12 protein-coding genes are annotated in these 14,141 nt (G+C 66.3%); 6 read left to right on the forward strand and 6 right to left on the reverse strand.

The genetic code is table 11. From position 1 onward, the window contains the following. The first annotated feature begins 10 nt into the window (after positions 1 to 10). The 5 genes from H5T74_10095 to H5T74_10115 all read left to right on the forward strand — a co-directional run bounded on the left by H5T74_10095 (position 11) and on the right by H5T74_10115 (position 6,007). Positions 11 to 799: a sulfite exporter TauE/SafE family protein gene (locus H5T74_10095; GenBank protein MBC7230725.1), complete on the forward strand. Its 789-nt coding sequence runs from the start codon at positions 11 to 13 to the stop codon at positions 797 to 799. 23 nt (positions 800 to 822) lie between these two features. After that, on the forward strand, positions 823 to 1,722 hold the full coding sequence (locus tag H5T74_10100; GenBank protein ID MBC7230726.1) for a GNAT family N-acetyltransferase: 900 nt from the start codon (positions 823 to 825) through the stop codon (positions 1,720 to 1,722). Beyond that, positions 1,719 to 3,752, forward strand: a complete 2,034-nt coding sequence (locus tag H5T74_10105) for a hypothetical protein (GenBank protein MBC7230727.1) — start codon at positions 1,719 to 1,721, stop codon at positions 3,750 to 3,752. Before H5T74_10100 ends, H5T74_10105 begins: the two co-directional genes overlap by 4 nt. Further along, the gene (murJ, locus tag H5T74_10110; GenBank protein ID MBC7230728.1) at positions 3,749 to 5,431 is read left to right on the forward strand and encodes a murein biosynthesis integral membrane protein MurJ; all 1,683 of its coding nucleotides are present in this window, start codon (positions 3,749 to 3,751) and stop codon (positions 5,429 to 5,431) included. Before H5T74_10105 ends, murJ begins: the two co-directional genes overlap by 4 nt. Positions 5,432 to 5,614: 183 nt before the next feature. Continuing rightward, complete coding sequence (locus H5T74_10115) at positions 5,615 to 6,007, forward strand: hypothetical protein (GenBank protein ID MBC7230729.1); 393 nt, start codon at positions 5,615 to 5,617, stop codon at positions 6,005 to 6,007. 178 nt (positions 6,008 to 6,185) lie between these two features. On the opposite strand, the gene H5T74_10120 is transcribed toward H5T74_10115, so the two are convergent. The 6 genes from H5T74_10120 to iorA form a co-directional block, all read right to left on the reverse strand. Beyond that, positions 6,186 to 6,329, reverse strand: coding sequence for a hypothetical protein (locus tag H5T74_10120; protein ID MBC7230730.1), 144 nt, complete (start codon positions 6,327 to 6,329; stop codon positions 6,186 to 6,188). Between the two features lie 68 nt (positions 6,330 to 6,397). Further along, positions 6,398 to 8,542, reverse strand: coding sequence for a GAF domain-containing protein (locus tag H5T74_10125; protein MBC7230731.1), 2,145 nt, complete (start codon positions 8,540 to 8,542; stop codon positions 6,398 to 6,400). Positions 8,543 to 8,935: 393 nt separating this feature from the next. After that, positions 8,936 to 9,853 (reverse strand): HAD family phosphatase, encoded by a 918-nt coding sequence (locus H5T74_10130; protein ID MBC7230732.1) that lies wholly within the window; start codon positions 9,851 to 9,853, stop codon positions 8,936 to 8,938. Positions 9,854 to 9,878: 25 nt separating this feature from the next. Then, positions 9,879 to 10,895, reverse strand: a complete 1,017-nt coding sequence (locus H5T74_10135; protein ID MBC7230733.1) for a glucosyl-3-phosphoglycerate synthase — start codon at positions 10,893 to 10,895, stop codon at positions 9,879 to 9,881. A 28-nt stretch (positions 10,896 to 10,923) separates the two neighbouring features. After that, complete coding sequence (locus H5T74_10140; protein ID MBC7230734.1) at positions 10,924 to 11,505, reverse strand: indolepyruvate oxidoreductase subunit beta; 582 nt, start codon at positions 11,503 to 11,505, stop codon at positions 10,924 to 10,926. Then, entirely contained in the window at positions 11,498 to 13,300 is a 1,803-nt protein-coding gene (gene iorA, locus H5T74_10145) for an indolepyruvate ferredoxin oxidoreductase subunit alpha (protein ID MBC7230735.1), read from the reverse strand. The genes H5T74_10140 and iorA overlap by 8 nt, the downstream gene beginning before the upstream one ends. A 190-nt stretch (positions 13,301 to 13,490) precedes the next feature. Between iorA and H5T74_10150 the strand changes: the two genes are divergently transcribed. Beyond that, positions 13,491 to 14,102 (forward strand): sigma-70 family RNA polymerase sigma factor, encoded by a 612-nt coding sequence (locus H5T74_10150; protein MBC7230736.1) that lies wholly within the window; start codon positions 13,491 to 13,493, stop codon positions 14,100 to 14,102. The last annotated feature ends 39 nt before the right edge of the window (positions 14,103 to 14,141 follow it).

Consider the following 14,141-nt stretch of genomic DNA (forward strand, 5'->3'; position numbering starts at 1 on the left):
AGGAGAGCCGGTGTATCGTGCCTGTGAGTTCCTTTTCGCGCTCCTCCTGGGTTTCGCCGCCGGCTTCACCTCTGGCGCCTTCGGGGTGGGAGGGGGGATCATCACCACTCCCGCCATCCGAATGCTCCTGCAGCGCTCCTCGGATATCGCGCTAGGCACGCCTCTCCCCATCACCTTCCCCTCCGCCCTGGTGGGAGGGCTGAATTACTGGCGCGCGGGCAAGGTGGACCACCGTACCGTGGTCACCTGCGCGCTCTTCGGCCTCGCCGGCACCGGTATAGGTTCCTCCGTGACCGCCTTCATGGACACGCGCTATATCATGATCGTCACCGCGCTGGTCATCATCTACCTCTCCTGGCGCACCGCCCTGGCCGCCTTGGGCAGAGACCTCTACGGGCGCCTGGAGGCCCCCACGGAGCGCGAGCGTGCTCCGTTGTGGAAGCTGGGCGCCATCGGGTTCACGGCGGGTTTCTTCTCCGGTTTCCTGGGACTGGGCGGGGGATTCATCATGGTGCCCGCCTTTTTCTTCCTCCTGCGGCTGGAGATAAAGGAGTGCCTGGGCAACTCCCTGGTGATCATCACCATCCTATCCATACCCGGAAGCGTCATCCACGGCTTCCTGGGCCACGTGGACTGGGCGCTGGCCTTCGCCATGACCCTCGGGGTCATGCCCGGCGCCTTCACCGGCTCCTTCTTCACCCTGCGCGCGCGCAACCGGCGAGTCCTGCTGCTCTTTTCCTTACTGCTGCTGGCCATCGGTATAATATTCATGACCCGGGAGATCATGGGGTTGGTTTAGGCCGCCCCGGCAGCGGAAAGGAAGTGGTCTCGATATTCGAACCCGCCATAGCGCGCCGTGACGCCACGGGCATAGAGGAAGCCCCCCCGCATAGCTTCAAGTCCTTCTGGCCCGAGGTCAGGAGGGGCTATTCCTTCCGCAACCGGCAGCGCTACCTGGAATTCATGCGCACCTGCGACGGGCGCATATATGTCCTCCAGGATCCCGGGAGTCCGGAGACCCCCTTCGCTCTGGTGGGGAACTGGAGGAGTAACGGCGACATCAGAGCATTATGGCACCTGAAGGGGCACGGAGATGCGCGCGAACTCCTGGCGCGCGGGGTCGCCGCCAGGAGCTTCGAGGAGGGAGCAAGCCTTTTCGTGACCAGGCCCCTGGGAGAGGGGGAAGCGGAGGAATTCCGGGGCTGGGGCTTCACCCCCCTCTATCGCATAGTGCTCCTGGAAAGACGGCCTCGCCGTGTGGAGGAAAAGGATACCGGCGGAGGCGGGGTGAAGTTCATACGCTTTCACAGACGACATCTCCAGGAGGTACTGGAACTGGATTCCGCCGCCTTCGACGTTTTCTGGAGGCTTGACCGCCTCACCCTGGACGCAGTGGCCTCGTCCTGTGCCCGCAACCTGTTTCTCCTCGCCAGAGGACGCGATCGCCTGGACGGGTACGCCATCGGGGGGGTCAACGGACGCTTCGGCTACCTGCAGAGACTGGGCGTGCGGGCGGGACGACAGGGCGAAGGCATCGGGGAGGCCCTCGCCCGCCGTCTCATCTCCGCCCTGACGGCGATGGGCGCGGGGGTGATATGCGTCAACACCCAGGAGGAGAACCTGGCGGCGCGCTCTCTCTACCGCAAGCTGGGCTTCGAGGAGATGCCGCACCGCCGCCTTATCATGGGGCGCACGCCGGACGGTGCGGGGTGGGACCGGTGAGGCGCGGCGCGTCGGGGATACTCGAGCTCCGGGCGGCGGCATGCGCCGCGCTCCTGCTTTGCCTTTTGCCCGCGGGAGGCATGCCTGCCGCGGCCCAGGAGCAGGCGCCCGCGGTCTCCGCGCGCATGCAAGCCTTTTATTACCAGCCTGGAGAGCAGGCTTACCTGGACCTCCACCTCACGCTCCCCGAGGCTGAGAGGACGGGATCCCTGTACCTGGAACTGCTCATCTATCCTTCCGCGACCACCCGCTCCTCCCTGTCCGCTTTCCGCGAAGGCACGCGCCGCAGACCCCTGGTGTGGAGAGACCTCGAGGCCATCGAACCCGGAGAGGGATGGACGGACAAGATGTACGAGCTGGACCTCAAGTCCTTGGGGCTTCCTGCCGGGGTCTACCCCTTCGAGGTCCGGGCGACCGCCGGAGGCGAGACCGTGGCCTCGGACTCCAACTTCCTGGTGATCATGGACCCCGCGGCCGGCTACCCCCTCAACCTCTCGCTCCTGTGGATTCTGGACTTCCTCCCCCCCACCGACGCGCAGGGGAACGCCCTCGACGGCGCCCTGGCCGCGGCGTGCGCTTCCTCCGATACGGATACGGGATATCTCTACGCCCTGACCCGGGCCCTGAAGAGGTTCACTGCCGTGAGCACCAGCCTGGCCATCCCCGGCAGTACCTATGAGGACCTCGAGCAGCTGGCCGGGTCGGAGACCGCGGGCCAGTCGCCGTCCTCCGGCGCGGCGGTGGTACTCGCGGACCTCGCCTACCTGTCGGGCGAGAACCGCGTGGATTTCCTCACCACCCCCTATTCCTTCGCCGACCCGGACCTGCTGGCCGCGCGGGGCTGGGAGGAGGAGGCCTCGCGCCAGCTGCGCCTGGGCGCAGAGGGGAGCGGCGCGCTCGGGGCGGCATCGAAGGGTTTCGTCTCCCCTCTTTTCCGCCTGAGCGACAGCACCTTGGGGCGCCTGGCGGAGGGGGGGATGGAATTCGCGGTGGTGGGAGCGGAAGCCCTGCGGTACAGCGCCACCGGCCGGCGCCTGCTGGAGGGGGCCACTCTCTCGCAGCCGGTGCGCTTCGCGAACTCCGAGGGACTGCTGTTCAAGGCCTTCGTATGCGACGAGGCCCTGTACGCCTACCTGGAGGGGATGCCGTCCGGAGACTCCTCGCATCTCGTTCAGAACATCTTCGCCGAGCTGGCCGTGCTGCAGCGGGAGAGGCCCAACGCGGTGCGTTCATGCGTGCTCGCCTTCCCGCCCTCCTTCTCGCCCTCCCGTGATTTCATCGATGCCTTCTACGGGGCGGTCAACGCCTGCCCGTGGCTGCAGACCCGCAGGCTCTCGGAGCTGAACGCGGACCAGTTCCCGCTGGAAGGGGTGGCCGTGCAGGCCCCGGTCTACGAGGATCCCGGCTCCCCCTATCTTGATGAGCTGGAGGCCGTGAGGTCGGCGGCGGCGGACTTCCTGGCGGTCATCCCCGCGGAGCACCCCCTCGGGGCACGGCTCGAGCGCTCCCTGCTAGTGGCGGAGAACCACCGCTTCGTGCGTGACGGGGACAACGCCGCGTCCCGCACCTACCTGTCGAGTATCGAGGCGGTGGTAAAAGGCGAGCTCTCGAGGGTGAGCATCAGCAAGAAGCGATCCGTCACCCTTTCCAGCACCCAGGGGAAGCTCAGCATCGACGTCAACAGCTCCCTCGACTATCCCCTCAGCGGGGTCACCCTGCGCCTTGATAACCCCGCGCTGTCCTTTCCCGGCGGCGATTCCATGGTGGTGACCATCGAGCCGCGCGAGAACCGCTTCACCTTCGATGTGAACACCCATCGCAAGGGGTCCTTCATCGTGGACATCGTGCTGGAGGCGGGGGGGCTGGTCATCGACGGCACCTCCACCACCGTCAACACCTCCATCATCAACACCCTGGCCGTGATCATGCTGGCGGCGGTGGCCGGCCTGGTGGTCGTGGCCCTGCTTTCGCGCCGCCTCCTGCGCGGGCTGCGCGGGGGAAGGCACGCGCGGGGAAAGGCGAGCGGATGAACACGCAGCCGGAAGGCCCGCCGCCCTCCTCCCTCGAGGCTCCCGAGACCCGGGTCTTCGCCAGGGACGCGGCGGTCATGGCCCTGGGGACCGCCATCAGCCGCGTCACCGGCTTCCTGCGCTATGCCGGGCTGGCCTACGTGCTCGGCCTCACCCTGCGCTACGGCAGCACCAACCTTCCCAGCACCTACAACCTCGCCAACTCCATGCCCAACATGATCTACGACCTGGTGATGGGGGGCATCATCGCCTCCCTCTTCATACCCGTGTTCGTGGAATACCTGAGCACGCGATCCCGCGAAGAAGCCTGGTACGTGGCCAGCTCGGTCACCAACATCTCCCTGATCATCCTGGCGGCGGTCACCGCCCTGGGCATCGCGGCGAGCCCGCTGATCATCCGCCTCATGACCGCCTTCGGATCCTACTCCGCGGGCGACGTCACCACCCAGGTGGTGCGCGACCAGGCCACCTTCCTCCTGCGTTTCTTCGTGCCCCAGATCATCTTCTACGGCCTCAGCGCCATCTTCGGGGGGCTGCTCAACGCCCACCGCCATTTCGCCGCCCCCGCCTTCGCCCCCATCGCCAACAACCTGGTGGTCATCGGCACGGTGGTGGTATTCCATTTTCTTCCAGGACCGCGCGACAACCACCTGCACCTGGTGGTGCTGGCGGTGGGTACCACCCTGGGGGTGGTCGCCCAGGCCTTGGTGCAGCTCCCCGTGCTCTTGCGCATCGGGGTGCGCTACACCTTCGCCTTCGACCTCAAGCACCCCGCCATCCGCAAGATCGGCCGCCTGGCCGTGCCCCTCCTGGGCTACATACTGCTATGGCAGGTGGGGACGTGGTTCGTGTTCGCCCTCGCCATCAAGGTGGACGGGGGGGTGCCTTCTTACCAGTACGCGCAGATGTTCTTCCAGCTTCCCTATGGCATCTTCGCCGTCTCCATCATCACCGCCATCTTCCCCGCCCTCAGCGAGCACGCCGCCCTGCGCAGGCAACAGCGCTTCAAGGAGACCATGAACGGGGGCCTTCGTTCCACCGCCCTGGTCATCGTGCCCTGCGCGGTGATCTACCTCATGCTCAACCGGCCCATCATCCGTTTCCTGCTCCAGCACGGCTTCTTCAAGGCGGGGGACACCGAGCTCCTCTCCGGGGTGCTCTTCTTCTTCGCCCTGGGGCTCATCCCCTACTCCCTGGACATGCTGCTCACCAAGACCTTCTATTCCTTGCAGGATACCCGCACCCCCATGATCATCAACTGCTTCGTGGTGGCCATAAACATCGGGGCCAATCTACTCTTCTTCCGCCTCATGGGGGTCAAGGGACTCGCCCTGGGCTTCAGCGTTGCCTACGTGTTCTCCATGCTCATGGACGGTACGGTGCTGCGCCTGCGCCTGGGTCCCCTGGGGGGACGGCGCCTGGCGTCCACCGCGGCCAGGGTGCTGGCGGCCGCGGCCGCCATGGCGGCGGTGATCTACGCCGTGCTCTACCTGGTGGAGCGGCTCTTTCCCTTTGCCGGCCTGGCAAGGGAGCTCCTGGAGATGCTCCTGCCCATGGCGTGGGGACTGGTGACCTTTTTCGCCGTCGCCCATGCCCTGCGCCTGGAGGAGCTGGGGACGCTGCGGGAGATGGCGGCCGGGAGGCTCGGTCGCCTCATACATCGCGGCGCCAGGCGTTGAGAAACCGGGGAGAGAGACCGGGAGGAAAACGAGGGCGTGAAGGGCTAAAGGAACCCCGCCTGCGGCGTCGAAGGAAATGGAGGAGAATCGAAAGGGGTCTCATCTTCGATCTACGATCAGACCGGTAGGACCGGGGAGGATGCCTTGTCTAACCGAGACCGGAGATCCGGGGCAGGTTCCCTCTTGAACGGGGAAGGCGGGCAGGTATGGACCTACGTGGTCAACATCCTGCTCGCGGCGGCGGTGATCGGTTTCCTCATCACCCAGTGCGGGCCCGTGATCTGGAACCACATCTCCCTCAGGGGAACCGCCGACGACGCCGCCAGCGAGGCGGCCCTGACCTACACCCAGACGCGAGGGGACATGGAGCGCGTCAACGAGGTGGTGCGTAAACTGCTCGAGGACCGGGAGGCGCGCCTAGACGGACCCATAAACGTGGAGCGCGACGAGATGGGGCGCCCGGTGAGGATCGGCGTCCCGGTGAGAAAGATCGTCAACACTTATCTCTTCGAGAAGATCGGTTACCTCTGCCGCTACACGGAGGCCAGGGCCTACGCGGAAAAATCCCTGGAGTAGGCGGCCGCTCCCGACGCCGCTAAAAGGCTCGCCCCGGAAAAGCGTTTCAGCCGGTGCTGTCGGTTCGCCCTCCACCCTCTCGCCGGACGCGGCCATCCCCGCCGCCCCCAGAAGCGCTTGCGACAGTGGGGTCCTCGTGTCGATGGTGATGTCGTCCCCGGCGAGATCCCCGCCGTTCTCAGAAGCGCTTGCGGTAGTCGGGGCAGGAGGTGGCGTTGGGGCGCTCGGGACGGGAACACGCCGCCGGATAATCGAAGGCGCAGGTGTCGCAGAGGAACTTCTTGCCCACGAAGAACTGCTTTATCCTTTTCCAGATGTTCATGTTGCGATTCTATCACTGCTTGCCGCCGCCGCACATGACGCGGCATAGGACGACCCGACAAGGTGCACTCACATCCCGGCGCGTCCCAGCCTGTCGGTGAGGGCTATGACGCGTGTCTGCGACCACTCCAGCTCTATCTTCCCCTCCTCGGCCAGCCGGGAGAAGACCTCCACCACCCGCGGGTCGAACTGCCGTCCCGCGTTGTATCTCAGTTCCGCCATTGCCTCCTCCACGGGCATGGCCTTGCGGTAGGGACGGTCGGAGGTCATGGACTCGAAGGCGTCGGCGACGGAGATTATCCTGGCCCCCAGGGGGATCTCCTCCCCCCGCAGGCCGTCGGGATATCCCGTGCCGTCGTATCTCTCGTGGTGGTGATAGACCAGGGGCATGACCGGCTCCAGCAGCCTCACGGAGTGCAGGATCTTGGTCCCGATGAAGGGATGGTATTCCATCTCCCTTCTCTCTTCCTCGCTCAGCCTCCCGGGCTTCTTGAGGATCTCCTCCTTGATGCCGATCTTGCCCACGTCGTGGAGGATGCTGGCGTTCCTGATGATGTCCACCTCGGCGGGAGAGAGGCCCATCTCCTCCGCGATGGCCACGGCGTATTCCGTGACGCGCTGGGAATGGCCGTGGGTATAGGCGTCGCGGGCATCTATGGCGGAGGCCATGGCCGTGATCACCTCGATGTAGATCTCCTCCAGGCTCTCGAAGAGGCGGGCGTTCTCGATGGCTATGGCGGCCTGGCTCGCCAGGCTGGTGAAGAGGTTTATCTCGTGCGGGGTGAAGGCATGGGGCTCGTCGGTATAGATGTTGAGCACCCCGATCACCCTGTCCTTCAGGTTCAGGGGCACCGAGAGAAGCGAGCAGAGCCCCTCCATGCGCGCCTGCTCCGCATAGGCGTGCCGGGGGTCCTGGCGGATGTCGTACACCGCTATGGGCCTGCCCTCCAGGATGACCCTTCCCGCTATGCTCTCGCCGACCTTGATGGGGCCTTTCCTGATGTAGCTCTCCGAGAGCCCCTGGGCGGCGGCGATCACCAGCTCCTCGCTCTCCTCGTCCAGGAGCATGATGGAGCTTATCTTCGCGTCCATGAGGCCCACGCTCATCTGCACGATCTGCTGCAGCACCGTCTCCAGGTCGATGGCGGAGGTGATGGCCTTGTCGATCTCGAAGATGGCGTGCAGCTCGCCGATGCGGTCCTCGAGGTCAGAGTACAGCCGGGAGTTGTGCACCGCCAGGGCCGCCTGCACCGAGAGGGCGGAGATGAGGTTGAGGTCGTTGTCGTCCAGGCTGTCGCGCTCCTGGTTCCCGGCCAAGGCCACGCCGTAGATCTCATCCCGCCACTTAAGGGGCGAATAGACGGCGGAGCGTATGCGGCGCGTCTCCAGGAGCTGGCGGAACTCGCGCTCCATGTCCGTGTCCTTGAGCAGCAGCGGCTCGCGCTCCTCGAGCACCCTCCCGATGATCCCGTATCCCAGCGGCACCTCGAGGCCGGCCTCGCTCTCGCTCACCCCGTCGCACGACGCCACCACCAGGCGTTCCCCGTCTTTTTCCAGCCTGAACACCATGGCCACGTCGGAGTTTACGCTGCGGGAGATGGCATTGCAGAGGTTGGAATAGACCTTGTCCTCGAGGAGGGTGGAATCGAAGAGGGTGGCGAACCCCGAGACCGCGGTCAGCTCCACCATACGCCGCGCCTTCTCCTCGCTCTCGCGCTCGGCGAAATCCGCCATGAACCCCATGATGTAGGAGGCCGCGAAATAGAATACGCCCGTTCCCAGGATGCCGCCCAGCGAGGAAGTCCAGTCGATCCTCCCCGAGGCCCACATGGTGAGCGAGAACGCCGCCGTGGCCGCTCCGGCATAGGCGATGCCGGCACGCAGCCCGAACCACAGGGCCGCGTTCGCCACCGGCAGCACGTAGAGGTATTCGAACTCCCGGACGGGATTGGAGCGGGTGAAGTAGAGGAGCAGGGAGACCAGGAACATCTCGAAGAGCATAAGGCTCAGGGCGGCCAGCCTGAACCTCTGCTCGGGAACGCGGAAGATGACGCGGTCCATGATGATATAGAAGACCCCGAGCCCGACGACGACCGGGATCATCTGCGCGGCCTGGTAGCGCTCCCTCACCACCAGGTACTGGACCACGAGATAGACGAAGGCGAGAAGCCTGATCAGACGGGTGAAGAAGATCAGTCTCTTCCGCAGATCCAAGGCCACACCCCTAGCCGCTCCGCTTTGCCTCCCGGGCCTGACTCTTATAAGGTTCGATCACCCCACGGCGCGCGAAATCCTCTCGCCCGCCGCCGGCCGATATCTTTGCCACCTCCATTTCGTCTGTACGGTTATTTATCGTCTCAAAGGGCGGATAGCTGAAGACATAACTTGACCGGATTATTCTCCCCGGCAAAGGAGCTATTATTCCTCCCCCCGGCGGCATCAAGTCACCGAGGTCAGCGCACCGGCCTGCCCGAGGCAGGCCCGCCACCGTCCCGCGCGGGTGACTTCTCCGGACTTGGTCCGGGGAGGGCGCCGACTCGCCTCTCGTCTGCCTGGCCATGGAACGTCCTGACAGGTTCTCTACCACCGCCGTAAGCGGTCCCGGGGTCACTGCGAGGTCCTGCCCAGCACCGCCAGCTCCACCGCCTCCGCCCATCCCTCGTTGAGGAAGCCCTCGGTGACGATAAGGTTGTCGTATGCGGTTATCTCCTCCAGCAGATCGGGGTTGCCGTACAAACCGTTGCGCACCAGGAAGAAAGCCCCCACCTCGCGCGCGAAGGGGAGGTCGGCGGCGGAATCTCCCACCGCGATGGCCTGGGACCTGTCGAACCCGCGCAGGTTCATGTCCATGGCGGCCGCGCCCTCCTTGGTCACCCCCCGGGGCACTAAATGATAGGCTCGCACCTCCTCCACCTCCAGGGTGGGGCTGGTGCGCGGCAGCACGCCGTTGTCCACCAACACCAGGCCTGGGAACCTCTCGTCCATGAGGCGGTTGACCTCCCCCACGTCCACCAGACCGCGGAAGAGCGGTGTGCAGTCGCGGAAATCCGACCACGGCGTGTGGTATTCCATGCGCCCGGCGTAGCGTTCCAGCAGGAAATCCGGGGCTCCCGTCTCCATGATGGCCGCGTATAGGTCGGGGCAGGCATCGCCGAAGGGGCCGCCGTTGACGATCACCCTTTCGCCCAGGTCATAGACGATCTCCACTCCCAGCTCGGCGATGTAGTTCCTCATCCCCAGGACGCGCGCCGTCTCCCGGAGCTGCCTGCCGCTGCGCCCGGATACCGGGACCACGTCCACACCCCTCTCCAGTGCCTCCACCAGGGCGCGGACGGGGCGCAGGGTGTATTCACGCCGGATGTTGAGGAGGAAGTTTCCCATGGGACCCATCATGGTCCCGTCGAGGTCGGTATAGACCACGCGCACCTCTCGAAGCCCCTCGCGCACGCGCCGCCAGCGCGAGGCGGGCCCCATCTCCCGTGCCGCCTCCTCCAGCTCCCGCGCCCTACGGGTATCGAACGCCATCTCCGCGATCCTTTCCCCACTGCCTTCAGCGGCCGAACCGCCTCCGGTATTCCTCCAGCTCCGCCATGGCGGGCCTCTCCTGCACCGGCAGCAGTTTCCTCTCCAGCAGGTACTCGCCGTCGCGGTACTCCACCTGGGTCATCTCCACGCTGTATTCCTCGCGCAGCTCCAACCTGCCCAGCTCCTGCAGCCGGATGAGCACCGCCTGCACTATCTGGAAGGCCATCCTGCCCAGGGCGGGTACGGGTTGGTTGCGGTGCTGCCGCTCCACCAGGTCCACCTGCCCGATCACCCCCATGCCGTAGCGACTGTGGATGTCCATGAGCATGCCTATCTCCACCCCGTAGCCGGAGAAGAAGGGGATGCTCTCCAGCACCTCCCGTTCCCCGCCGTATTCCCCCGAAAGGGGCTGTATGAGGGCGCTGAGCTCGGGGAAGAAGAGGCTGAGCAGGGGCCGGGCCACCAGCTCCGTGACCCTGCCGCCCCCGGTGGGGAGCAGGCGGTGTTCAGCCTTGATGGGCCGCTGGTAGTACCCCTTGACGAAGCGCACGTCGGGGCGGGTGAGCAAGGGGCCCAGCAGCCCCGTCACGAAGCGGGGGTGGAAGTTGCGGATGTCCGAGTCCATCCAGATGATGATGTCCCCTCGCAGGCAGTAGAGGCTGCGCCACAGGGCGTCGCCCTTGCCCTGGGGCTCGAACATGCCGGGCAGTATCTCGTCCTGGCGGAAGACCTCCGCCCCCGCCGCCTCCGCGGCCTCCCTGGTGCCGTCCTGGCTGCCGCCGTCCACCACGCAGAGCTGGTCCACCAGGGGCACCTTCTCCATCAGCTCTTTCCGCGTGACGGCGAGGATGTCCCCGATGGTCGCCTCCTCGTTAAGGCTGGGGAGGCATACGCTCACCGTCTTTCCCGCTTCCTCCTTGATCTCCAGGAGCTTCCCGAGGTCGTCGAACTGAGCGTGGTGGAAGGTGTTGGCGTCATACCAGGCGCACCTCTCCAGCCGGCTGGAAGCGTAGCATCCCCCGTCGAGTCCCTTTCCCTCCAAATCTCCACCCCCTCCCCACTGCGACCGGTCAAGCGCTCCCGCGCCCCCGACCCGCCCCCGCCGAGAACGCCCGCAGGTTGACCTCCACCGCCTTCGCGGGCACGGCGGCGACGATGGCCTCCCGCCACGCGTCATCTGGAAAATCAAGGTAAACGGAGAGCGCCCCCAGGAGGACCGAGCCCACGGCGCGGAGATTTCCCGCCCGCGCGGCCATGTCCCGCGCGTCCAGCTCCACGGCGCGGGCGGCGTAATCGCGTATCTTCTGCAGTGCGTTCTCGGGATATTCCGCGTCCCCGCGCAGTACCGTGAGCGGGTCCAGCTGGTAGAGGTTCACGATGGCGGTGCCCTCGCCCGAGAGGTAGCGCAGGTAGCGCAGCCCCTCCAGCAGCTCGAAGGCGAGGAGGAAATCCGCCCTCCCCTCCGGTATCAGCGGCGAGTGCACCTTCTCTCCCCAGCGCACCATGCACACCACGCTGCCCCCTCGCTGCGCCATGCCGTGCACCTCGCTGGTCTTGACATCGTATCCCATGCGTAGGGCGGTCTCGGCGAGCACCCTCGCCGAGAGCACGTTACCCTGCCCCCCGACGCCGGCGAGCACCACGTCAGGCATGCCCGCTCACCTCCTCGATGGCGCCCCGCGCGCATACCTGGGCGCAGAGGGAACACCCCACGCAGAGGTCCTCGTCCACCGCCGCCGCCTCCCCCCGCATCACCAGGGCGGGACAGCCCAGGCGCATGCAGCGCCGGCAGGCGTCGCACCTCTCCACGTCCACCCGGTAAGGGGCGCCCTCACGGTGCTCCCGCAGCACGCAAGACCGCCGCGAGATGATAACCGAGGTGCGGGGCGCCGCCATCTCCTCCGCCACGGCGGCCTCCGTCTGCGCCAGGTCCCAGGGATCCACCACCCGCACCGATTCCACCCCCAGGGCGCGTGCCAGCTCCGCCAGGTCCAGGGCGTGCGTCTCCTCGCCCATGAGGGTGCGCCCCGTCCCGGGATGGTCCTGGAAGCCGGTCATGGCGGTGGTGCGGTTGTCCAGGATGATGATGGTGGTGGGCGTGCGGTTGTAGACCATGTCGATGAGGCCGGTTATCCCGCCGTGGATGAAGGTGGAATCCCCCAGCACCCCCACCACCTTGCACGCCTTGCCGGCGTTGGCCTCGCTGGAGGCGAAGGCCTTCTCCAGACCCAGGGCCATGCCCACCCCCGCGCCCATGCACACCTGGCAGTCGATTCCCGAGAGGGGCGGCAGCACGCTGAGGGTGTAACAGCCGATGTCGCTGGAAACCACGGCCCGGTTGCGCCTCAGGGCATAGAAGAGGCCGCGGTGGGGACAGCCCGGGCACATGACCGGCGGGCGTGCGGGCAGGGAGGACTCCTCGGGTAGCTCGCCGCGCTCGGGGGGAGGAGACCAGCCCCCGCCCCTGACCCCCGTGTCCATCTCCAGGAGTTCGGAGAGCGACCTCGCCACCACGTCGGGGTCCAGCTCCCCGTCCCTGGGGATACGCGCCTTTCCCACCACGTCCAGGCCCATGGCCTTGAGCCCCTCCTCTATCCAGGGCTCCATCTCCTCCACCACGTAGAGGCGGTGGAAATGCGAGGCGAACTCGCGCAGCATCTTCTCCGGCAGGGGATAGACGAATCCCAGCCTGAGCACCGAGGCCTCGGGGAAAGCCTCCCTCGCGTACTGGTAGCAGACGCCGGAGGACACGATGCCGATGCGCGTGGAGCGCATCTCCACCCGGTTGAAGGGGGAGCGCTCCGACTCTTGCTGCAGCTTCTCCAGGCGCTCTATGACCACCGGGTGCCGCAGGCGCGCGTGTCCGGGGATCATCACCCGCTTCACCGCGTCCTTCTCGTAGGGGAGGTCCACCTCGCGCCTCTCCTCGCGGTACTCCACCACGGTGCGGGAGTGGCTCACGCGCGTCTCCAGGCGCAGCATCACCGGCGTGTCGTATCTCTCCGAGAGCTCCAGGGCCGCCCCCACCATGGCGAAACATTCCGCGCTGTCGGCGGGCTCCAGCATGGGAACCTTGGCCATGCGCGCGTAGTAGCGGCTGTCCTGTTCGTTCTGGGAGGAGTGCATGCCGGGGTCGTCGGCCACCGCCAGCACCAGCCCGGCGTTTACCCCGATGTAGGGAAGGGTCATCCAGGGGTCGGCGGCGACGTTCAAGCCGACGTGCTTCATGGCCACCAGGGTCCTGGCCCCTCCCAGACACGAACCGATGCCCACCTCCAGGGCCACCTTCTCGTTGGGCGACCACTCGCAGTAGACCCCGGGTCGGCGGGCGAGCTCCTCCAGTATCTCCGTGGACGGGGTACCGGGGTAGGCCGCCGCCACGCGCACGCCCGCGCACCACGCCCCCAGGGCTACGGCTTCGTTTCCCGAAAACAGGGCCCGTTTCAAGCTCTTTTCCTCCCTCTGTGCGCGTCTCCGATCCTCCGGGAACGGCCGCGGGGAGCCGGCGCGGCCTTTTCCCCCGCCATACGCTGGAATTATAACAGGTCGGAGCCGCCGGACGGCGGGCGCGAGAGGGTGGTCCGCCCGCTCCTTATGCTAGAATTACAGGGACCGCACCCCCGCGAAGGAAAAACCTATGACCCTGGACGAACATGACGGAAGTGACAGAGACAGGCCCACGGACGAGGAACTGGTGCGCGACTTCCTCGCGGGGGACCATGCTGCCTTCGAGGAGCTGGCGACCCGCTACCAGCCGGCGATCATGAACATGGCCTACCGCCTGCTGGGGAACCGCAACGACGCCGGCGACGTGTGCCAGGAGGTCTTCGTGCTCCTGCTGCGCAAGCTGGGGTCCTTCCGCGGGGAGGCCAAGTTCTCTACCTGGCTCTACCGCGTCTCGCTCAACGCCTGCCACGACTACGCCCGCAGGTCGCGCCGCAACGTCTCCCTCTCCGAATCCCCCGGGGACAACCTCCCGGAGATCGAGCAGCGCCTGGCGGACGACGGCCTGGAGGCCCCCGAGGCGAGCATGGAACGGGCGGAGGTGCAGAAGGCGGTGAGGGAGGCCATCTCACGCCTCCCCTACAAGTTCAAGGAGATAATCTATCTGCACGATATCAGCGGATACAATTACAAAGAGGTGGCGGAGATCCTGGATATCTCCCTGGGCACGGTGAAGTCGCGCCTCAACCGCGCCCGCAACCGCCTCGCGCTGGAACTGCGGGATTTCTGGGAACAGATGCCGTGAACGTCCCATCTAATCCTGCGCGAGGGGGAACCGAGGGTA

Source organism: Actinomycetota bacterium (genome assembly GCA_014360645.1).
In the GTDB taxonomy this organism is placed as follows: domain Bacteria; phylum Actinomycetota; class Geothermincolia; order Geothermincolales; family RBG-13-55-18; genus Solincola_B.